Annotated in this window: 24 protein-coding genes and 1 other annotated feature; of the genes, 1 reads left to right on the top strand and 23 read right to left on the bottom strand. The window is 44.6% G+C overall.

Translation table 11 applies throughout. From position 1 onward, the window contains the following. Nucleotides 1-17 precede the first annotated feature (17 nt). From ERX40_RS08705 to ERX40_RS08815, 23 genes are all read right to left on the bottom strand, one after another. Nucleotides 18-617 carry a class I SAM-dependent methyltransferase gene (locus tag ERX40_RS08705; protein ID WP_133418114.1) on the bottom strand — a complete coding sequence of 200 codons (600 nt, stop codon included), beginning with the start codon at nucleotides 615-617 and terminating at the stop codon, nucleotides 18-20. A gap of 66 nt (nucleotides 618-683) precedes the next feature. Continuing rightward, nucleotides 684-1,046: a 50S ribosomal protein L7/L12 gene (rplL, locus tag ERX40_RS08710; RefSeq protein WP_133418115.1), complete on the bottom strand. Its 363-nt coding sequence runs from the start codon at nucleotides 1,044-1,046 to the stop codon at nucleotides 684-686. Nucleotides 1,047-1,078: 32 nt separating this feature from the next. Beyond that, the gene (gene rplJ, locus ERX40_RS08715; protein WP_133418116.1) at nucleotides 1,079-1,636 is read right to left on the bottom strand and encodes a 50S ribosomal protein L10; all 558 of its coding nucleotides are present in this window, start codon (nucleotides 1,634-1,636) and stop codon (nucleotides 1,079-1,081) included. 36 nt (nucleotides 1,637-1,672) lie between these two features. Next, nucleotides 1,673-1,796, bottom strand: a sequence feature (ribosomal protein L10 leader region). Nucleotides 1,797-1,831: 35 nt separating this feature from the next. Continuing rightward, nucleotides 1,832-2,527, bottom strand: a complete 696-nt coding sequence (gene rplA, locus ERX40_RS08720; RefSeq protein ID WP_133418117.1) for a 50S ribosomal protein L1 — start codon at nucleotides 2,525-2,527, stop codon at nucleotides 1,832-1,834. A gap of 89 nt (nucleotides 2,528-2,616) precedes the next feature. Further along, nucleotides 2,617-3,039 (bottom strand): 50S ribosomal protein L11, encoded by a 423-nt coding sequence (gene rplK / locus ERX40_RS08725; RefSeq protein WP_133418118.1) that lies wholly within the window; start codon nucleotides 3,037-3,039, stop codon nucleotides 2,617-2,619. Nucleotides 3,040-3,176: 137 nt separating this feature from the next. Then, the gene (gene nusG, locus ERX40_RS08730) at nucleotides 3,177-3,722 is read right to left on the bottom strand and encodes a transcription termination/antitermination protein NusG (RefSeq protein ID WP_133418119.1); all 546 of its coding nucleotides are present in this window, start codon (nucleotides 3,720-3,722) and stop codon (nucleotides 3,177-3,179) included. 11 nt (nucleotides 3,723-3,733) lie between these two features. Then, the gene (gene secE, locus ERX40_RS08735) at nucleotides 3,734-3,910 is read right to left on the bottom strand and encodes a preprotein translocase subunit SecE (RefSeq protein WP_424960726.1); all 177 of its coding nucleotides are present in this window, start codon (nucleotides 3,908-3,910) and stop codon (nucleotides 3,734-3,736) included. A gap of 11 nt (nucleotides 3,911-3,921) precedes the next feature. Then, nucleotides 3,922-4,047, bottom strand: a complete 126-nt coding sequence (rpmG, locus tag ERX40_RS08740) for a 50S ribosomal protein L33 (RefSeq protein ID WP_341777486.1) — start codon at nucleotides 4,045-4,047, stop codon at nucleotides 3,922-3,924. Nucleotides 4,048-4,110: 63 nt separating this feature from the next. Beyond that, entirely contained in the window at nucleotides 4,111-4,725 is a 615-nt protein-coding gene (locus ERX40_RS08745; RefSeq protein ID WP_133418121.1) for an RNA polymerase sigma factor, read from the bottom strand. Nucleotides 4,726-4,803: 78 nt separating this feature from the next. Further along, entirely contained in the window at nucleotides 4,804-5,322 is a 519-nt protein-coding gene (locus ERX40_RS08750; RefSeq protein ID WP_133418122.1) for an NYN domain-containing protein, read from the bottom strand. Beyond that, nucleotides 5,322-6,056, bottom strand: a complete 735-nt coding sequence (rlmB, locus tag ERX40_RS08755; RefSeq protein WP_133418123.1) for a 23S rRNA (guanosine(2251)-2'-O)-methyltransferase RlmB — start codon at nucleotides 6,054-6,056, stop codon at nucleotides 5,322-5,324. Before rlmB ends, ERX40_RS08750 begins: the two co-directional genes overlap by 1 nt. Then, nucleotides 6,053-6,454: a Mini-ribonuclease 3 gene (locus tag ERX40_RS08760; protein WP_133418124.1), complete on the bottom strand. Its 402-nt coding sequence runs from the start codon at nucleotides 6,452-6,454 to the stop codon at nucleotides 6,053-6,055. The genes rlmB and ERX40_RS08760 overlap by 4 nt, the downstream gene beginning before the upstream one ends. After that, a complete protein-coding gene (gene cysS, locus ERX40_RS08765) occupies nucleotides 6,447-7,841 on the bottom strand; it encodes a cysteine--tRNA ligase (RefSeq protein WP_133418125.1) in 1,395 nt (464 codons plus the stop codon). Before cysS ends, ERX40_RS08760 begins: the two co-directional genes overlap by 8 nt. Continuing rightward, a complete protein-coding gene (gene cysE / locus ERX40_RS08770) occupies nucleotides 7,825-8,466 on the bottom strand; it encodes a serine O-acetyltransferase (RefSeq protein ID WP_133418126.1) in 642 nt (213 codons plus the stop codon). The genes cysS and cysE overlap by 17 nt, the downstream gene beginning before the upstream one ends. A 222-nt stretch (nucleotides 8,467-8,688) precedes the next feature. Beyond that, nucleotides 8,689-10,143, bottom strand: a complete 1,455-nt coding sequence (gltX, locus tag ERX40_RS08775) for a glutamate--tRNA ligase (RefSeq protein ID WP_133418127.1) — start codon at nucleotides 10,141-10,143, stop codon at nucleotides 8,689-8,691. Between the two features lie 14 nt (nucleotides 10,144-10,157). Continuing rightward, complete coding sequence (ispF, locus tag ERX40_RS08780) at nucleotides 10,158-10,637, bottom strand: 2-C-methyl-D-erythritol 2,4-cyclodiphosphate synthase (protein WP_133418128.1); 480 nt, start codon at nucleotides 10,635-10,637, stop codon at nucleotides 10,158-10,160. Then, nucleotides 10,637-11,311, bottom strand: a complete 675-nt coding sequence (gene ispD, locus ERX40_RS08785; RefSeq protein WP_341777484.1) for a 2-C-methyl-D-erythritol 4-phosphate cytidylyltransferase — start codon at nucleotides 11,309-11,311, stop codon at nucleotides 10,637-10,639. The genes ispF and ispD overlap by 1 nt, the downstream gene beginning before the upstream one ends. Further along, nucleotides 11,311-12,363, bottom strand: a complete 1,053-nt coding sequence (locus ERX40_RS08790) for a PIN/TRAM domain-containing protein (RefSeq protein ID WP_133418130.1) — start codon at nucleotides 12,361-12,363, stop codon at nucleotides 11,311-11,313. The genes ispD and ERX40_RS08790 overlap by 1 nt, the downstream gene beginning before the upstream one ends. 14 nt (nucleotides 12,364-12,377) lie before the next feature. Then, a complete protein-coding gene (gene radA / locus ERX40_RS08795) occupies nucleotides 12,378-13,745 on the bottom strand; it encodes a DNA repair protein RadA (RefSeq protein ID WP_133418131.1) in 1,368 nt (455 codons plus the stop codon). 95 nt (nucleotides 13,746-13,840) lie between these two features. After that, nucleotides 13,841-16,279 carry an ATP-dependent Clp protease ATP-binding subunit gene (locus ERX40_RS08800; protein WP_133418132.1) on the bottom strand — a complete coding sequence of 813 codons (2,439 nt, stop codon included), beginning with the start codon at nucleotides 16,277-16,279 and terminating at the stop codon, nucleotides 13,841-13,843. Between the two features lie 11 nt (nucleotides 16,280-16,290). After that, nucleotides 16,291-17,295: a protein arginine kinase gene (locus ERX40_RS08805; RefSeq protein WP_133418133.1), complete on the bottom strand. Its 1,005-nt coding sequence runs from the start codon at nucleotides 17,293-17,295 to the stop codon at nucleotides 16,291-16,293. After that, entirely contained in the window at nucleotides 17,285-17,665 is a 381-nt protein-coding gene (locus ERX40_RS08810) for a UvrB/UvrC motif-containing protein (protein WP_133418134.1), read from the bottom strand. Before ERX40_RS08810 ends, ERX40_RS08805 begins: the two co-directional genes overlap by 11 nt. Before the next feature lie 11 nt (nucleotides 17,666-17,676). Beyond that, nucleotides 17,677-18,135, bottom strand: coding sequence for a CtsR family transcriptional regulator (locus ERX40_RS08815; protein WP_133418135.1), 459 nt, complete (start codon nucleotides 18,133-18,135; stop codon nucleotides 17,677-17,679). Between the two features lie 161 nt (nucleotides 18,136-18,296). On the opposite strand from ERX40_RS08815, the gene ERX40_RS08820 reads away from it, so the two are divergent. Next, entirely contained in the window at nucleotides 18,297-19,517 is a 1,221-nt protein-coding gene (locus ERX40_RS08820; protein WP_133418136.1) for a NupC/NupG family nucleoside CNT transporter, read from the top strand. The last annotated feature ends 34 nt before the right edge of the window (nucleotides 19,518-19,551 follow it).

The following is a 19,551-nucleotide window of genomic DNA, read 5'->3' on the forward strand; positions in this document are numbered from 1 at the left end:
AGACGGCAACTTTCCAGTCAACCTTTTACACTCTTTAAAATATAATAGCCTTTATCTTTCGTCAGAACTTCCACATTGCCGAATAGTTCTTTCATGCGCTTCTTAGCAGAGGGCATCCCCTGCTTTTTCTGGATGACAACGAATAGTGCTCCTTCCGGCAGCAGCTTATTATAACTCTGATCCAGAATTTTATTGACCACTTCTTTGCCTGCGCGGATCGGCGGATTAGTGAGAATCGCATTGAACTCTGCCTTGACCGCATCAAGCGCATCGCTTTTATAGATTTCAACGTTCGGGATATGATTGGCTTGTGCATTGGCCTTAGCAAGACTAAGCGCACGTTCATTGACATCAACCATATGCACGACACTCGCCGCACGTACTTTAGCGATCATGAGTCCAATCGGACCATAACCACAGCCAACATCCAGAATTTCTAAGTAAGAAGCGGCTTCTTTAAGAAAGGCATTGACAAGCACATTGGAGCCGAAGTCGATGCTGCCTTTCGAGAAGACACCACTGTCCGTCTTCAGATCAAGTCGATAATCTTCATATGTATAGGTGAACCCAACAGGATTTGAAGCAACGTCCTGCTCTTCACTGTAATAATGACTCATATAGCACCCCTTTACACAAAAATAAAACCCGTTATAATCATAACGGGTTTTTAATGGAAGTGGTAATTATTTAACTTCTACAGTTGCGCCAGCTTCTTCTAATTTAGCTTTTAATTCTTCAGCTTCGTCTTTAGAGATGCCTTCTTTAACTGCTTTAGGAGCGTTATCAACTACTTCTTTAGCTTCTTTTAAGCCAAGACCAGTTGCTTCTTTAACTGCTTTAACAACTTTGATTTTTGAAGATCCAGCAGATACTAATTCTACTGTGAATTCTGTTTGCTCTGCTTCAGCAGCGCCACCAGCTGCACCAGCTACTGCTACAGGAGCTGCTGCTGTTACACCAAATTCTTCTTCAATAGCTTTAACTAAGTCGTTTAATTCTAATACTGACATTTCTTTGATTGCATCGATGATTTGTTCTTTAGTCATGATATATTTCCTCCGTTTTTTAGGTTTTATTTTTATGCTTCTGTTGTTTCAGATGCTTCTTCTGCTGCAGGCGCTTCAGCTGGTGCTGCTGCTTCTGTACCAGTTTCTTTCTGTTCGCCTACCGCTTTAACAGCATAAGCGAAGTTTCTCATTGGTGCTTGTAATACTGAAAGTACCATAGAGATAAGACCTTCTTTTGATGGTAAAGATGCGATTGCTTTAACTTCTTCAACAGAAGTCACTTTACCTTCGATGATGCCGGCTTTGATTTCTAATTTATCGTTGTCTTTAGCGAATTCAGCAATGATTTTTGCTGGCGCTACAACTTCTTCATTAGAGAATGCGATTGCGTTAGGGCCTGTTAAGAATTCTTCAATTCCTTCAACACCTGCTGCTTCAGCTGCACGACGAACTAAAGTATTTTTGTATACTCGGAACTCGATGCCTGCTTCGCGAAGTTGTTTACGTAGTTCAGTTACTTGCGCAACTGTTAAACCACGATAGTCAACGATGATTGTAGATACTGAATTTTTAAATTGTTCAGTGATCAAATCAGCTTTTTGTTGTTTGATTTCAACTGTTTTAGACATTCTGACACCTCCATTAAGATTTTCGTGCTTTTCTAATTATGAATTAAAAAAGCACTTTTCACCCATGGTAAAAAGTGCTTGAAGATTCAAGTCAATTTTCACCTCGGCAGGATGATTAAGCCGCAGCCCCTGCTGTCTTAGGTTGTAAATACAAATTACACTATAACGCGCAATCTGATATTTGTCAATTATAAATTAGTTACGGATTTCCGCTGGGTCGATTTTGATACCAGGGCCCATTGTTGTAGAAACCGCTACAGATTTGAAGTAAACACCTTTAGATGATGCTGGTTTAGCTTTTGCTAAAACGTCTTTAAGAACGTTGAAGTTTTCAACTAATTTAGCTTCGTCGAATGATACTTTACCGATTGCAGCATGAACGATACCTGCTTTTTCAGCGCGGTATTCAACTTTACCGGCTTTAATTTCATTGACCGCTTTCGTTACGTCCATGGTTACTGTACCAGTTTTAGGGTTTGGCATTAAACCTTTAGGTCCTAAGACACGTCCAAGTTTACCAACTTCACCCATCATGTCAGGTGTTGCAACGATGACGTCGAAATCGAACCAGCCTTGGTTGATTTTGTTGATGTATTCAGTATCGCCCGCATAGTCAGCACCCGCTGCTTCTGCTTCTTTAAGTTTTTCACCTTTAGCGAATACTAATACACGTTGCGTTTTACCAGTACCGTTTGGCAGTACAACTGCACCACGGATCTGCTGATCATTTTTACGAGTATCGATTCCTAAACGGAATGCAACTTCAACTGAAGCGTCAAAGTTAACTGTGCTTGTTTCTTTAGCAAGTTTGATTGCTTCTTCTACTGAGTAGAAGTTCTGAGCATCAACTTTTTGCACGGCTTCTTGATATTTTTTACCTTTTTTAGCCATTGTTCATTTCCTCCTTTAGTGGTTTTAGCGGAATTTCCTCCCACGTTAATGCAAGAGCAGACGTCAGACGTCTGCCATAAACCTGTTTATTATTTGATTTCAAATCCCATGCTGCGAGCAGTACCTGCGATAATACGCATTGCTGCTTCAACGCTTGCTGCGTTCAAGTCTTCCATTTTTTCTTCAGCAATTTGGCGTACTTGGTCTTCAGTTACTGTTGCAACTTTGTTTTTATTCGGTTCGCCTGAACCTTTTTCAACTTTAGCTGCTTTTTTCAGTAATACTGCTGCAGGTGGTGTTTTAGTGATGAATGTAAATGAACGATCTTCAAATACAGAAATTTCAACCGGAATGATTAAACCTGCTTGTTCTTGTGTACGTGCGTTAAATTCTTTACAGAATCCCATGATGTTTACACCCGCTTGACCTAATGCTGGACCAACTGGTGGTGCCGGATTCGCTTTCCCTGCAGGGATTTGTAATTTAACAACTTTGATTACTTTTTTAGCCACGATGTGCACCTCCTATAATATCGTGATGTGGTCACAGGGTATGATATTTACCCTCCCACTCAACAATCGTGCTTGGCACGACCCTAAAATAATATCATTTTTCAAAACTTATTGCAAGTGTATTTTTAAATGTTTTGTTATAGTTTTTCAACTTGATCGAATTCAACCTCAACCGGTGTCTCACGACCGAACAATTCAACCAGTACAGTCAGCTTGTACTTCTCAGCATCCATCTCTTTGATCTCGCCGACCTGATTGGTGAATGGCCCTGATGTGATACGAACTTGTTCGCCTACTTCCAGCTCAACATCAATTGTTTTTTCGGCCATACCCATCGACTTGAGGATAAAGCGCGCTTCGTCCGGTAATAACGGATTCGGTTTTGAACCTGCACCTGCTGAGCCGACGAAACCAGTGACACCCGGTGTATTACGCACGACATACCATGACTCATCTGTCATGACAAGTTCAACCAGCACATAACCTGGGAATGTCTTTTTAAGGGATGTCTTACGTTTACCATCTTTAATCGTTGTTTCTTCTTCTTCAGGAATCACAACGCGGAAGATTTGATCCTGCATGTTCATGGATTCAAGACGTTTTTCCAAGTTATCTTTAACCTTATTTTCGTACCCGGAATACGTATGAACCGCATACCAATGCTTTTTACTTTCTTCTGACATGATGTGCCTCCTTAATTAATTAACTTGATCAGTTCTGTAATACCTAAATCGACTGCGTAAAAGAATAAAATGAAAAATAAAACCGTGAGTACAACGATTGCTGTATCCCGTCCAACTTCTTTACCTGTCGGCCAAGAGGTCTTTTTCATTTCTGAGATAACGCCTTGGAAGAAATTTTCCTTTTGCATGATGTGGCCTCCTAAATTGATTCTCTATGAATAGTGTGCGCATCACATGTCTTACAGTACTTTTTCAGTTCCAGCCGGTTCGCCGAATCATTTTTGGACACTGTATAATTTCGGCTTCCGCACTTCGAACAGCTCATCGCTACTTTTTTCACTATAACTCACCTTAATCTTATTTAATATAAAACCTAAAGAAATAATTGTCAACGCATCAACTGAGAGAGAATCTTATTTTTCAGGCGTGTATATGCATTTCTGACCATGCGTTCTGTCTTCTTCTCTTTCTCCATCACTTCCAGTAGTCCGTCCCCCGCAATCAAATGTTTCAGCAGCTGATTTTCAAACGGACTGAGTCCAAGAGTGACCGGATTGATAGACAGCCACAGCTCCTTGTAGATACTGATATTCTCCGGTGTCGGCTTACAGTCACTAAGAATCTCTTCCAGTGACTGATCTGATACTTCCTGATGAAGGGGCTGCTGCAGACTCATCGTATAGCGATACTGCCGGTCTTTCCTCGCCCAGTCAACGAGCCTGTAGTGCAGCATCTTCAGGTAATATGGCTGAAATTTGCCGCATTTCTCTTCATCGAACTGCAGGGCAGAATGATACAGCAGAATGAGTGCATCCTGGTGAATTTCTTGTATTTCGAGCGAGGGATAGCGCAGGCCATAATGATAAATCAAGGGCTTCATTCTAACTGACAGACACTCAAATGCAGAATCATTCCCCGTTTTGACTTTTGACACAAGAAGTTCGTCACTTTCCGTATAATAGTCGGCAGACAGCTCAAAAATATAAGACAGCAGAATGTTCAATGCACACCTCTTCTGTTTTTAATTCTATTTTAACCTGTCCAGGAAACACATACAATTGCTGCCATTAAGATAAATTATTTACTTATGTCCTCGTCTTAGCTGCTCCAGCCGGTTCTTTGTTTCGTCATCGATCGCAATACGCATTCTAGGTTTGTCATGCTTCATTTCTTCAAGATCTCGTTCAAGCAGCTCTTTGTCTTCTTCAAGCTCCAGCAGAAACTCGCGGGATGATAATCGAAGGGCGCCTGCACCGAAGATAGTGTGCTGTTCAGACAGGTCACTTGTGATAACCATGATGCGCGTGATGTGTTTATCATACAGTTCATAGACAAGACGTTCAATGACGGCATCAGCTGTCTCATCTTTTTTGGAATAGATGACATTGATACCATGAAAGTACTCACGCGCCTCGTTACTCCCAGTCATGTACGCGTCAAATACACAGATCAGTTCCGTCTGCTGCCTGGCATTATAATTGACCAGAGTCAGGAGGAGGGTCTTACGCGCTTCCTCAAGAGATTCTTCTGCTATTCTCTTCAGTTCAGCGCTCTGACCGATGACATTATAGCCATCCACTATTGTATAATGTGTCTTCATCAGTCAAGCGGTATGCGCTTTCTATAAACTTCATACATCAGCAGACCAGCTGCAACAGAAGCATTCAGACTATTGACATGACCGATCATCGGCAGATGGATCAGGAAATCGCATTTCTCTTTGACAAGGCGACTCATGCCTTCTCCTTCAGAGCCGATGACAATCGCGAGCGGCATGCCAGCATCCATCTTGCGGTAATCCACTGATTTCTTTGCATCGGTTCCGCATACCCAGAAACCTGCTTCCTTCAGCTTGTCGATGGTTTGTGCCAGATTCGTCACACGCATCACCGGTACATGTTCAATCGCACCCGTTGATGCTTTTACAACTGTGGAGTTCAAGGTAACCGACCGACGTTTCGGTATGATTATACCATCCACGCCTATCGCATCAGCTGTCCGGATGATGGAACCCAGGTTATGCGGATCTTCCAGTCCGTCAAGAATCATGACAGTAGACAGTTTGTCTTTGACGGTTTCCAGGAAGTCTTCCACTTCCGTATATTCATAGGGAGAGATCTGCGCTGCGATACCTTGATGGGGTACATCACTCATCTGGTCCAGCTTGTTTTTCGGAACCTGCTGCACTACGATTTTGCGGTCCCGCAGCATATCCAGAATTGGCTTGATCTGCTGTTTATTGATCCCTTCCTGTATATAGACCTTGTTGATTTCACGGTCCGACTCTGCAGCACTTCTGACTGCGTGACGACCTACGATAATATCTTCGTTCATTTAGATTCCCTCTCCTCGCAGAGTTCAATGATTTTGACCAGCAGCGCCTGCAGTCTCTCGTCTTCACCTGACAGTTTCAGGTAGCCGATGACCGCTTCAAGGCCGGTACTTTTCTTGTACGTCAGAACATCTGTATTTTTGGCTTTCGTATGACTCTTCGCATTGCGCCCACGCATCAGAACGTCGTATTCAGCTGCAGTGAAATAGGACTCTGCAACCAAGGCATCAAACGTCTGGGCCTGACTCTTTGCTGATACATAGAATGTTGCTGCACGGTGCAGCGCATTCGGTTTCGCCTGCAGTTTTCTGATGACATGCATTCTGATATGAAGGTCCAGCAGCGCGTCACCGAGATAAGCAAGCGTCAGCGGGTTATATAAGTGCGCCTGCTCAGCCACGGCGGAACCTCACACCTTGTGCAGTGTCTTCAAGGATGATATTTTTGTCTTTCAGCATGTCACGGATTTCATCTGCACGAGTGAAGTCTTTATTTTCACGTGCCTGCTGACGTTCTTCTATCAGTGTTTCGATTTCTTCATCCAGCAATTCCTCTTTCCTGTCCAGACTGACACCCAGTACACCGCTGATGCTGTCAAACACTTCGATAAAGCGGCTGATGACTGTCTGATTTGTCGTTGTGCGCTGGTTATAGACATTCGCAAGTTTCGTCAGTTCATACCAGCTTGTCACTGCATTGGCTGTGTTGAAGTCGTCATCCATCGCCGTTTCAAAACGACCGAGAATCTGATTGATTTCATCAATCACTTCCTTATCATCTGCGATATCTACCGACATCTCCCGACGTTCCTTCAGTGCGTGATAAGCATTCTGGATGCGTTCAAGGCCCGCTTTTGCACTTGCCACCAGTTCCCTGTTATAGTTGATCGGGTTGCGGTAATGTACGCTGATCATAAAGAAGCGCAGGACATCAGGGTCCACTTCCTTGATGATGTCATGAACGAGGATAAAGTTACCGAGTGATTTACTCATTTTCTCGTTATCGATATTGATGAAGCCGTTATGCATCCAGTAGCGCGCAAATGTTTGGTCATTATGTGCTTCTGACTGAGCGATCTCGTTCTCGTGATGCGGGAACGCAAGGTCACTGCCACCGGCATGGATATCAATCGTATCACCTAGCAGCTTACGGGCCATTACGGAACACTCTATGTGCCAGCCTGGCCGACCTTCTCCCCACGGACTGTCCCATTTGATTTCACCCGGTTTTGCTGCTTTCCAGAGCGCAAAATCAAGTGCATCATCTTTCAGTTCACCTTGCTGAATACGGGCTCCCACCTTTAACTCATCAATCGACTGCTGGCTGAGTTTGCCGTAGCCATCAAATTTACGGGTACGGAAGTAGACGTCTCCACCGCTTGCATATGCATAGTCTTTCTCAATCAGCACTTTAATGAATTCAATGATATCATCCATATGTTCCATCACACGAGGATGGGCAGTTGCCGGCTTGCAGTTCAATGCCTGTGTGTCCTCGAAATAAGCTTCGATAAAACGGTCAGCTACTTCTGGGACCGTTGAGCCCAATTCATTGGCCGCTTTGATCAGTTTATCATCGACATCTGTAAAGTTTGATACATAGTTCACATCATACCCTTTATATTCAAAGTAACGGCGAACGACATCAAAACTGATGGCAGGACGCGCATTTCCGATATGGATATAGTTATAGACAGTCGGTCCGCAGACATACATCTTCACTTTACCTTCTTCAAGCGGTACGAACGGTTCCTTCTTTCTAGTCAGTGTATTATATAACGTAATCATCTGTAATCTCTCCATTCTTCGCTTTATCGATATGACACTCAAGCTCTTTTAGTTTTTCATAAATCGGATCCGGCAGCTTCGTATGATCAAAGCTCTTACCGACACGTCTGCCGTGCTGTTTGACAATATGTCCTGGAATACCGACCACTGTAGAGTAATCCGGGACATTTCTCAGCACCACTGAATTAGCCCCGATATTGACATTGTTACCCACCTGTATATTACCGAGGACTTTAGCACCGGCAGCAATCAGTACATTATCCCCGATATCCGGATGGCGCTTTCCTGATTCCTTACCTGTCCCACCGAGTGTCACACCTTGATAAATGGTGACATTGTCACCAATTGTACATGTCTCGCCGATAACAATTCCCATGCCGTGGTCAATAAACAGTCGTCTACCTATTTTTGCGCCTGGATGAATCTCAATGCCTGTCATAAATCGTGACATCTGACTGATTACGCGTGCCAGGAAAAATCGGTTATGTCTGAAAAGCCAGTGGGCCACCAGATGCCACCAGATAGCATGAAGGCCGGAATACGTTAAAAATACTTCTACACCACTTCTCGCAGCTGGATCCTGTTCGAACACCATCGCGATATCCTCTTTGATACGATTAAACATGGTTAACCCTCCCCTCTACATAAAAAAGCACCTCAGACGTCTATACGTCAGAGGTGCCTATTCAAACACGGTTCCACTCTTCATCAAATGGCAGAGCCATTCACTCATTGATTATTCATTTCTTACTCAAGAAGGCGCATTCGATTAATCATGCCACGTCTTTTCACCAGCCAGACGCTCTCTACCAGACATTCATAATGTACTAATTCTTCCTGTCACTTATTATACTGTGTAGGGCTCAAGTCGTTCAAGTACTTTATCTTTTCCGAGCAGTTCCATTGTATTCGGAAGCTCCGGTCCATGTGTCTGTCCTGATACAACGACACGAATCGGCATGAATAAGTTTTTACCCTTGATGCCCGTTTCCTTCTGTACTGCTTTGATCGCCGCTTTAATCGAAACTGCGTCAAAGGTCTCAAGTTCGCTCAGTTTAGCTTTTAAGGTACGCATCAGTTCGGGCACCTGTTCACCGTTCACAACTTCTGTCGCTTCTTCACTCAGCTGCAGTTCATCCTTGAAGAATAGTTCTGATAGTTCAACAATTTCGCCTGCATAGCTCATCTGCTGCTGGTAAAGTTCAACCAGACTCTTCGCCCACTGCAGTTCTTCATCAGACGGGTTCTCAGAAACCAGGTCCGCTTGCTTCATATGCGGCAATGTCATGTCAAAGACAGTATCTAAATCTTTTTCTTTCATGTACTGATTGTTGATCCATGCCAGTTTCACTTTATCGAAGAAGGCAGGCGACTTGCTCAGACGTTTTTCGTCGAACATCTCGATGAACTGTTCCTTAGAGAAGATCTCATCTTCGCCGACGGGTGACCAGCCGAGCAGACCGATGAAGTTGAAAAGTGCTTCCGGTAAGTAACCCAGGTCATGATACTGCTCGATGAACTGGATAATTGAACCATCACGTTTTGAAAGTTTCTTGCGGTCTTCATTGACGATTAATGTCATATGGCCGAATGTCGGAATCTCATAACCCAGCGCTTCGTAGATCATCATCTGCTTCGGTGTGTTTGAAATATGGTCATCACCGCGGATAACGTGAGAGATTTTCATGAAGTGGTCATCAATCGTGACCGCAAAGTTATAAGTCGGAATCCCGTCTTTTTTAACGATAACCCAGTCACCGATGCCATCAGATTCAAATGATACTTCGCCTTTGACCATATCATTGAATGAATAGGTTTTACCTTTTGGCACCCGGAAACGGATACTTGGTTCGCGTCCTTCAGCCAGAAAGGCCTCTTCCTGCTCTTTCGTTAAATGCGCATGCTGACCGCCGTAACGAGGCATCTCACCGCGCGCCTGCTGTTCCTCACGCTCTGCTTCAAGTTCTTCTGATGTCATATAGCAGCGGTAGGCCTTATCTTCAGCGAGCAACTGCTCAACAATCGGATTGTAGATATCAGCACGTTCAGATTGACGGTAAGGACCGTAACCGCCGTCTTTATCTACTGATTCGTCCCATTCAAGACCAAGCCATTTTAAGTAACGCAGCTGAGACTCCTCTCCACCTTCAACGTTGCGCGCTGTATCTGTATCCTCAATACGAACGATGAAATCACCCTGATAGTGTTTCGCAAACAAATAGTTGAATAATGCCGTACGGGCATTCCCGATATGCAGGAATCCAGTTGGAGATGGTGCATATCTTACTCTTACCTTATCCATTTTTGTCACTCCAATTAATTAGTTTGATTCAATAATACCACAGCCTGGGCGGCAATTCCCTCTTCTCTGCCCAGGTAACCCATCTTCTCATTCGTCGTTGCCTTGATATTGATCTGATCAATATCTACTTCAAGCAGGTCGGCGATTATCTGTCGCATCGTATCAATATGCGGCCGGAATTTCGGTTTCTCCGCGATGATAGTGGCATCCACATTACCAATTACATAGCCTTTACCTTTGACCGACTGATAGGATTCAGTCAGCAGAACTTTGGAGTCTGCACCTTTAAATGCCATATCCGTGTCAGGAAATAATTTGCCGATATCACCGAGCGCTGCTGCACCGAGCATCGCATCTGTCAGCGCATGTAGCAGTACGTCTGCATCACTATGGCCGAGCAGTCCTGTGCGATGAGGAATCTCGAAGCCACCGATAATAAGCTTTCGCCCTTCAACTAATTGATGGACATCATAACCAAATCCAATTCTGAACATCATATCCCTCTTTTCTTCATGATGGCTTCAGCAAAATACAGATCCTCAGGAGTCGTCAGTTTGATATTATCATAATCGCTGACAACCACTGACACCGGCACACCTAACCGTTCTACGAGCGATGCATCATCTGTCCCGAGAAAACGGCTTTCTGCTGCCTGCTGATAAGCTTCCAGCAACAATTCATACTTAAAAGCCTGAGGGGTCTGAACCTGCCATAATACATTTCTGTCGGGTGTATGGTCAATCACCCCATTATTGATAACTTTAATCGTATCTTTAACCGGTACAGCTGCAATAACAGCGTTCTTAGCGCATGCTGCGTCATACAGCTCCGTCAATGTTTCCTGTGAAACGAATGGTCGTGCTGCATCATGAACCATCACCACTTCACAGGGCGGAATCACTTTAAGTGCATTATAGATGCTGTACTGGCGCTCACTGCCTCCGATAACGAGACCCTTCACTTTATGAAAACCCTTCAGCAGCTCCGTCAGCAAGGCCACCTCATCCTGTCTTGCTGACAGATAAATAGCCTGGCAGCTGGCATCTTCATCAAACTTCGACACCGTATGATAGATGACCGGTCTGCCGTCCAGTTCAAGAAAAACCTTGTTTCTGTCGCTGCCCATTCTCTTCCCTTGTCCGGCGGCCGGAATGATGACTGTATACATTATTTATCTGCTACTTTCTTCGTAAAAATAATTCGTCCGGATGCTGTCTGCAGAACAGACTGAACCTCAACCTGACGTTCCTCACCGACATTCTGTTTCGCGTTGTCCACAACGACCATCGTACCGTCTTCCAGATAACCGACACCCTGATTCTCTTCCTTACCTGTTTTTGTGATCAGCAGCTTGAATCGGTCACCCTGCTGGACAACCGGCTTAATGGCTTCTGACAGGTCATTGACATTCAGCACTTTGATTCCCTGCACCCGACAGACTTTGTTCAGATTATAATCGGTTGTGATGACACTCGCATTCGACTCACCTGCCATCTTCACGAGCAGCTGGTCTACTTCCCGAACTTCTTTATGGCCGGGCACAATCTTGACCGGGTGTCCGGACTGACGCAGCTGCTCTAAAATATCAAGGCCGCGCTGACCTTTGTCGCGTTTCAGACCATCAGTGGAATCTGCGATAAGCTGAAGCTCATCCAGTACACCTTGAGGAACAATAAGGGTTCCGTCGATAAACCCGCATTTCACGATTTCAAGAATACGACCATCAATAATAGCTGATGTATCGAGCAGCTTGGCTGCATCATTCACTTTTCGCGTCTTCCCCTGAAAACGTTCAGGCAATAGATTCAATATCTCCTCACGCTTTTTGAGACCGACCTGAAAGCCCAGATAGCCGAGTATAACCGCTAATGCAACCGGGATGATATTGCGTAACAGAGAAAACCCGATTGACACAAGAATGAGGCTGATCATCGAAGCAATCGCCAGTCCGACCATCATACCAAGGGTGGCAAAGCTGATCTCCATGAAGTTTCTTTTCAGAATCAGCCCTTCACTTTTTTCAATCATCGCGACCACTTTATCAATCAACCAGTAAAATAACAATATAAAGACAATAATACCGATAATGCCGTCTACATAAGTGTTCATCAGTAAAGAAGGTACCTTAACATTGAACAGACGAATGATTTCCGGCACAAGAAAAATTCCAAGTGATGCACCTATAATAATAAAAACAAGTGTCACTAATCGTTTTAACATTGTTTCACCTCCATCTAATTAAAAGCAATTCTGATTGCTTCTGCAATATTACTTATACCCATAATTTCAATGTTCGGCGGAAATTCCCAGCCACCGATATTATTTTTCGGGATAATCACTCTTTTAAAGCCCAGCTTTGCTGCTTCCTGTACCCGCTGTTCGATACGTGCAACCCGTCTGACTTCGCCTGTCAGTCCTACTTCGCCGATATAACAGTCATCACCCCGTGTCGCTTTATCACTGAAGCTGGATGCGATGCTGATGACGATACTTAAATCGACTGCCGGTTCATCTAGTTTGACGCCACCTGCAACCTTTATATAAGCGTCCTGCTGCTGCAGAAGTAATCCCTGTTTCTTTTCAAGAACCGCCATGAGCAGGCTCAGACGGTTCTGATCGATACCGGTCGATGTTCGGCGTGGATTATGGAAAGAAGTCGGGGTTACGAGTGCCTGCACTTCGACAAGCAACGGCCTCGTTCCTTCCATCGTGGCAACGATGGTCGACCCTGCTACATTCTTTGTCCGCTCTTCCAGAAACATCTCTGATGGATTGAGTACTTCCTGCAGACCGGTCTGACGCATCTCAAAGATACCCATCTCATTTGTAGAACCGAAACGATTTTTGACAGCCCGCAGAATACGATAACTATGATGCGTATCGCCCTCGAAATAAAGAACAGTATCGACCATATGTTCAAGAAGACGTGGTCCTGCAATCTGACCTTCCTTTGTCACATGCCCAACGATAAATGTTGCAATGTTCATGGATTTCGCCATACGAAGAAGTTCCTGTGTACATTCACGTACTTGTGAGACTGAGCCAGGAGCAGATGTCACTTCCGGATGGAATATCGTTTGAATGGAGTCGATGACCAGAAACCTCGGTTCAATCTTCTTCACTGTTTCGTGGATGATCTGCAGATTGGTTTCAGCATAGACACTCAGTTCACCTGCATCTTCACTGAGACGATCAGCCCGCAGCTTAGTCTGTCTGACGGACTCCTCACCGGAGATATAGAGAACGTTATCATGTTGAGACAGTAATGCGCATACCTGCAGTAACAATGTGGATTTACCGATACCTGGATCTCCTCCGATAAGAATAAGAGAACCAGGCACGATGCCGCCGCCGAGTACGCGGTCAAATTCCTTGATGTATGTAGTGGCACGAGGCGTCGTTTCTTTCGTTACATTTTTCAGTTTTTCTACTTTCTGATTGGACGAAGACGTATCAGTGATAGCGGTCTTCGGTCCTTTAGCTTTATGTTCAATGACTTCTTCCATCTGGTTCCACGCACCGCAGTTTGGACATTTGCCCATCCATTTCGGCGACTGATAACCACAAGCCATACATTCAAATGTCACTTTCGTTTTTGCCAATGGATTTCCTCCCGTTTCTTTATCCTCTCATTTTAAACTCTTTTGGCCGTCAATACAATTAAACCCCTGATACTATTAGCATCAGGGGTTTAAAATTATTCTGCAGCCGGTCTTTCAACTGTCTGAATATCAAATTTATCATCGATATAATCGATTTTGACGTCTTGCCCGGCAAGTGTCTGACCTTTCAGAAGTTCCTCAGATAATTTATCCTCAATATTTTTCTGAATTGAACGTGCAAGCGGTCGTGCACCGTATTCAGGATCATAACCTTCGTCTGCAATCTTTTCTTTCGCAGCTTCAGTTAATGTGATATGAATATCCTGTTCTTCAAGTCGTTTCGCAAGACTTGCGACCATGAGTGAGACGATTTCTTTCAGCTGTTCCTTCTCGAGTTTGTGGAAGACAATGATATCATCCACACGGTTCAGGAACTCAGGACGGAACTGTTTCTTCAGCTCATCCATCATCGTTTTACGGACAGTCTCGTAATCAGGACCTGTTGTACTGGCTCCGAACCCGACAAATTTATTATCTTTCAGCTCCTGAGCCCCGACGTTAGAAGTCATGATGATGACCGTATTACGGAAGTCGACTGTACGACCCTGCGCGTCTGTCAGACGACCGTCATCCAGTACTTGGAGCAGCATGTTGAAGACGTCAGGATGCGCTTTTTCGATCTCATCGAAGAGAATGACTGAGTAAGGTTTACGACGGACTTTCTCAGTTAACTGTCCGCCTTCATCGAAGCCGACGTAACCCGGAGGAGAACCGACAAGACGTGACACACTATGTTTTTCCATGAATTCACTCATGTCAACCCGGATCATCGCATCTTCTTCTCCGAACATTGCTTCTGCCAGTGCTTTCGCAAGCTCAGTCTTACCGACACCTGTAGGTCCAAGGAAGATAAAGCTGCCGATCGGACGTTTTGGATCTTTTAGACCCGCACGCGCACGACGCACTGCTTTAGAGATAGATTCAACGGCATCCTGCTGACCGATCACGCGGTCATGCAGGATTTCTTCGAGATTCAGTAATTTTGCAGATTCAGTCTCAGCAATCTTATTGATCGGAATACCTGTCCATTGTGCGACCACCTGTGCGATATCATCTTCAGTAACCGCAGATTCAGACTGACCTTGATCTTTCTTCCATTCTTTCTTCGTCTCATCCAGCTGTTTTTCAAGTTTGGACTGGCGGTCACGAAGTGCTGCTGCCTGTTCAAATTCCTGTGAATGAACGGCTGCGTCTTTTTCTTTTTTGATCTGTTCCAGCTCAGCCTCCATCTCTTTTAAACTCGGGGGTGTTGTATGATTTCTGAGACGGACTTTAGAACCCGCTTCATCAATCAGATCAATCGCTTTATCCGGCAGGAAACGGTCTGAGATATAGCGGTCACTCATCTTCACTGCTGCAACCAGTGCCGCGTCAGTGATCTTGATGCGGTGATGCGCTTCGTAGCGGTCACGAAGCCCTTTTAAGATTTCAATCGCATCCTCTACGTTCGGCTCATTGACGGTGACCGGCTGGAAGCGACGTTCCAGTGCTGCATCTTTTTCGATATACTTACGGTACTCTTCAAGCGTCGTCGCCCCGATACATTGCAGTTCGCCGCGTGCAAGTGCAGGTTTCAGTATATTCGAAGCATCAATCGCACCTTCAGCTCCACCTGCACCGATCAATGTGTGCAGCTCATCGATGAACAGGATGATATTGCCTGCCTGATGGATTTCATCCATAACTTTTTTCAGGCGTTCCTCAAATTCACCGCGGTATTTCGTACCCGCGACGACTGTACCCATATCAAGGCTCATCACACGCTTGTCTTTCAGCGTCTCCGGTACTTCATTATTAACGATGGCTTGCGCCAGACCTTCAACGATAGCAGTTTTACCGACTCCGGGTTCACCGATCAGAACCGGGTTGTTCTTCGTACGACGGCTCAGTACCTCAATCACACGGATGATTTCCTGGCTGCGCCCGATAACAGGATCAAGTGTCCCTTCTTTAGCGATGACCGTTAAGTCACGTGCTAACCCATCAAGTGTCGGTGTCCCTTGTGCTTTAGAGCCTTGTGCATTTTTTGCGCTCATTTCAGGACTGCCGAGTAATTTAACGACTTGTGCACGCGCTTTTGTGATATTCAAATCAAGATTCGCTAACACACGTGCTGCGACCCCTTCATTTTCACGGATCAGACCAAGCAGAATGTGCTCTGTCCCGACGAATGAATGATTCAGACGTCTCGCTTCATCGAGTGATAGCTCGATGACTTTCTTTGCTCTCGGTGTGTACTGGATAGTACCGCCAAGACCTGTACCGTGACCAATCAGCTGTTCAACTTCATTGATGATTTTTTCTTCAGTGATATCGAATTCAGCAAGCACTTTCGCAGCGATTCCTTCCGGCTCTTTCACAAGACCGAGCAGCAGATGCTCTGTTCCGATATTGTTATGCTGCAGACGGATTGCTTCTTCCTGGGCATGTGCCAATACGCGCTGAGCACGTTCAGTTAATTTTCCAAACATAATATTTCCTCCTTTTATAGATGTTCCCTTAATATCTTCGCTCTTTTTTCATTGATAGATAACGTCTCATTGATTGTATTCAGGAACGGCGGCTGAATAGCCACCATCAGCTCATTAAATCTGAAAGGCTGAGAGGGAATGATCCCCATATCGATACCCATTTTCACTTCACTTAGTCGTAAACTGGCTTCTTCTGCACTGATAAGTCGGGCGTATTTCAGAATACCGAGACTCCGGTTGATCCGGTCAACTGTTTCAATGTAATCATAATCCAGCAGACGCTGACGCATGCCTTCCTCTTCAGTAATAATCTGTTCAACAATCTGCTTCAGATCATTGATAATCGCTTCCTCGCTCTTGCCGAGCGTCAGCTGATTCGACACCTGGTAAATATGACCGAGACCTTGGCTCCCTTCACCATAAATCCCTCGAATCGTATAGCCGAAGCGATTGATAGCCTGCGCGATGCGTCCCATTCTTTTCATGATGGAAAGGCCGGGCAGATGCAGCATCACGCTCGCTCTGAGTCCTGTCCCGATATTCGTCGGACATGTCGTCAAATAGCCCAATGTTTCATCAAAAGAAACTGTCAGCTTCTTATCAAGCAGCTGATCGATTTCTTTCGCCTTTTCATAGAGACGATCAAGCGATAAATCACGACCTAAAACCTGGATACGGATATGATCCTCTTCATTGATCATAATACTGACAGATTCATCGTCATTTAAAAAGGTTGCGCCTGACTGATGACTGAGCAGTTCCTTACTGACCAGATGCTTGATGACCAACATCTGTCTGTCGTTCACCTCTAAATCCCTGAGCACAATCGCTTTGAATTGTTCTGACAGAACATCTGATACTTCCTGCAGGACCTTTTCACTTGTTTCATCGTCAGACATCAGCGGGTGAACGAAGTTTTCCAGATTGCGGGCAAGACGGATACGCGAGCTTAAAATAATCGGCTGGTCTTCCTGCTGCATCCAGTCACTGAGCTGTAAATTCAAATGTTTATCCAGCATCTGATTCACCTCTTTCTTTCAGTGCCTTGATTTCATCCCGGACAATGACTGCTTCTTCAAATGCCTGTTCTTCAACAAGCTCCTGCAGCTTCACCCCTAGCTCCTCGATGCGTTTCTTACGCTGAATCTTTTCAGCAGATTTAAGCGGTGCCTGTCCTACATGCTTATGGTTGCCTGCCTGAACCCGCTCAACAATCTGCGGGACATACTCACTGAACGTCGAATAACAGGTATGACAGCCGAATTTACCGATATGCAGGGCTTCTCTTAATGTCAGTCCACAGTCAGGACACACCGGCTCAGTCTGCTCTTCTCTCAGCAGATGCTTCAGCAGCTGATTCATAGTAAACTCATCATCGTTATATTTCATAGAGCACCTCTCTAATGATAGCGAATAACCGTCAGTACACTCTGCAGAATATTCGCCCGGATATAATCTCTGTACGGCACATCCACGTAAAGGATATCACGATGGATGGTAGCAAGAAGCAGACGCTTCTCCCGGTCTGTGATCAGCTTGTTCTGTGACAACGCCTCTATGACATGCTCCGCTTTCTGCTGACTGACGTGCTGACCGACCATCGCACTCAGATGTTCAATAAATGCACCTTGATTATTCGATTCTATTTTAGTGATACGGATATAGCCACCGCCACCCCGTTTACTTTCTATTTCATAGCCATGTTCGTTCGTAAATCTGGTCTTGATGACATAGTTCAGCTGGGAAGGGACACAGTCAAACTTCTCAGCAATCTTAGACCGTTTGATCTCAACAGTCTCGCCGCTTTGTTCAAGAAGCTGCTTTAAATACTGTTCAATAATATCAGACATATTTTTCATGACTTCACCTCTTTTTGACCATCTTTGACTTTATTATAAGGACATTACCGGATGAGTGCAAACAATATGTTCTTCATCCAGACAATATATATCAATCACACAGAAAGTGTAGTATGATAGTCAATGAATGCTTAATATCGCTAACGAAAGAGAGGAATAACATGAATTATATTATCGGTATCATCGGTATCATTATTTTCTTACTTCTGGCCTGGCTTGTCAGTTCAGATAAAAAAAACGTCCGCTGGCCATATATCGGCCTCATGCTGGTCATTCAGTTCTTACTGGCCTTCCTGTTACTCAAAACACCATGGGGCATCACTTTTGTCGGCTGGCTTGCGAAAGGCTTCCAGTATCTATTAGGTTATGCAGCGGAAGGGGTTAACTTTGTTTTCCCGAACATGGTGAACTTAAATGATAAAGGCGAGCCGCTGAACAACTTCTTCACACAAGTTTTATTGCCTATCACTTTTATCTCAGCCTTGATCGGTATCTTACAGTATTTAAAAATCTTACCGTTCATCATCAAATATCTAGGACTTGCCATCTCAAAAATCAATGGCATGGGCAAACTTGAATCTTATAACGCAGTAGCTTCAGCTATTTTAGGTCAATCTGAAGTATTCATTTCACTTAAAAAACAGCTGCCTTATATTCCTAAACATCGACTTTATACATTGACGGCATCAGCCATGTCTACTGTTTCACTGTCGATTGTCGGTGCTTACTTCTCAATGATTAAACCCGAATATGTCGTCACTGCCATTGTGCTGAACTTATTCGGAGGCTTCATCATCGCTTCCATCATTAATCCTTATCGTGTCACTGCTGAAGAGGAGAACGAAGTCATTATGGCTGACGAAACAGAGAAACAATCCTTCTTCGAGATGCTCGGGGAATACATTCTTGATGGTTTCAAGGTGGCGATTATCGTCGGTGCGATGCTGGTTGGTTATATCGCTCTGATTGCCATGTTAAATGGTATTGTTGATGGCATCACACCAGGCAAGATGAACTTCCAGGATATCCTCGGTTTCATCTTTGCACCACTCGCATTCCTGACAGGTATCAGCTGGGATGATGCAGTCCGTGCCGGTTCAATTATGGCTACCAAACTTGTTTCAAACGAATTCGTTGCCATGCTTGATGTACAGAATATCGTCAAGCATAAAACAGGGGAACTGTCAGAACGTGCAATCGGTATTGTCTCTGTCTTTCTTGTCTCATTTGCGAACTTCTCATCTATCGGCATCATCGCCGGTGCCATCAAGTCCCTGAACGATAGACAAGGAGATGTCGTTGCCCGTTTCGGTCTTAAATTACTTTACGGTGCCACACTCGTCTCCTTTATCTCAGCGACAATCGCTGGATTCTTCTTATAAACAAATAAAAGATGGAATGGCTATTAGCCATTCC

This window comes from Macrococcus carouselicus, from assembly GCF_004359515.1.
Classification (GTDB): Bacteria; Bacillota; Bacilli; order Staphylococcales; family Staphylococcaceae; genus Macrococcus; species Macrococcus carouselicus.

Excerpts from the sequence above, each read along its gene's own strand:
- rplL (WP_133418115.1), bottom strand. The coding sequence starts at position 1,046 with ATGACTAAAGAACAAATCATCGATGCAATCAAAGAAATGTCAGTATTA.
- ispF (WP_133418128.1), bottom strand. The coding sequence starts at position 10,637 with ATGTTCAGAATTGGATTTGGTTATGATGTCCATCAATTAGTTGAAGGG.
- ERX40_RS08805 (WP_133418133.1), bottom strand. The coding sequence starts at position 17,295 with ATGCTGGATAAACATTTGAATTTACAGCTCAGTGACTGGATGCAGCAG.
- cysE (WP_133418126.1), bottom strand. The coding sequence starts at position 8,466 with ATGTTTAATCGTATCAAAGAGGATATCGCGATGGTGTTCGAACAGGAT.
- ispD (WP_341777484.1), bottom strand. The coding sequence starts at position 11,311 with ATGTATACAGTCATCATTCCGGCCGCCGGACAAGGGAAGAGAATGGGC.
- ERX40_RS08705 (WP_133418114.1), bottom strand. The coding sequence starts at position 617 with ATGAGTCATTATTACAGTGAAGAGCAGGACGTTGCTTCAAATCCTGTT.
- ERX40_RS08750 (WP_133418122.1), bottom strand. The coding sequence starts at position 5,322 with ATGAAGACACATTATACAATAGTGGATGGCTATAATGTCATCGGTCAG.
- ERX40_RS08810 (WP_133418134.1), bottom strand. The coding sequence starts at position 17,665 with ATGAAATATAACGATGATGAGTTTACTATGAATCAGCTGCTGAAGCAT.
- nusG (WP_133418119.1), bottom strand. The coding sequence starts at position 3,722 with ATGTCAGAAGAAAGTAAAAAGCATTGGTATGCGGTTCATACGTATTCC.
- ERX40_RS08790 (WP_133418130.1), bottom strand. The coding sequence starts at position 12,363 with ATGTTAAAACGATTAGTGACACTTGTTTTTATTATTATAGGTGCATCA.
- rplJ (WP_133418116.1), bottom strand. The coding sequence starts at position 1,636 with ATGTCTAAAACAGTTGAAATCAAACAACAAAAAGCTGATTTGATCACT.
- ERX40_RS08820 (WP_133418136.1), top strand. The coding sequence starts at position 18,297 with ATGAATTATATTATCGGTATCATCGGTATCATTATTTTCTTACTTCTG.
- rplA (WP_133418117.1), bottom strand. The coding sequence starts at position 2,527 with ATGGCTAAAAAAGGTAAAAAATATCAAGAAGCCGTGCAAAAAGTTGAT.
- cysS (WP_133418125.1), bottom strand. The coding sequence starts at position 7,841 with ATGATTACGTTATATAATACACTGACTAGAAAGAAGGAACCGTTCGTA.
- rlmB (WP_133418123.1), bottom strand. The coding sequence starts at position 6,056 with ATGAACGAAGATATTATCGTAGGTCGTCACGCAGTCAGAAGTGCTGCA.
- gltX (WP_133418127.1), bottom strand. The coding sequence starts at position 10,143 with ATGGATAAGGTAAGAGTAAGATATGCACCATCTCCAACTGGATTCCTG.
- rpmG (WP_341777486.1), bottom strand. The coding sequence starts at position 4,047 with ATGAGCTGTTCGAAGTGCGGAAGCCGAAATTATACAGTGTCCAAAAAT.
- ERX40_RS08815 (WP_133418135.1), bottom strand. The coding sequence starts at position 18,135 with ATGAAAAATATGTCTGATATTATTGAACAGTATTTAAAGCAGCTTCTT.
- secE (WP_424960726.1), bottom strand. The coding sequence starts at position 3,910 with ATGCAAAAGGAAAATTTCTTCCAAGGCGTTATCTCAGAAATGAAAAAG.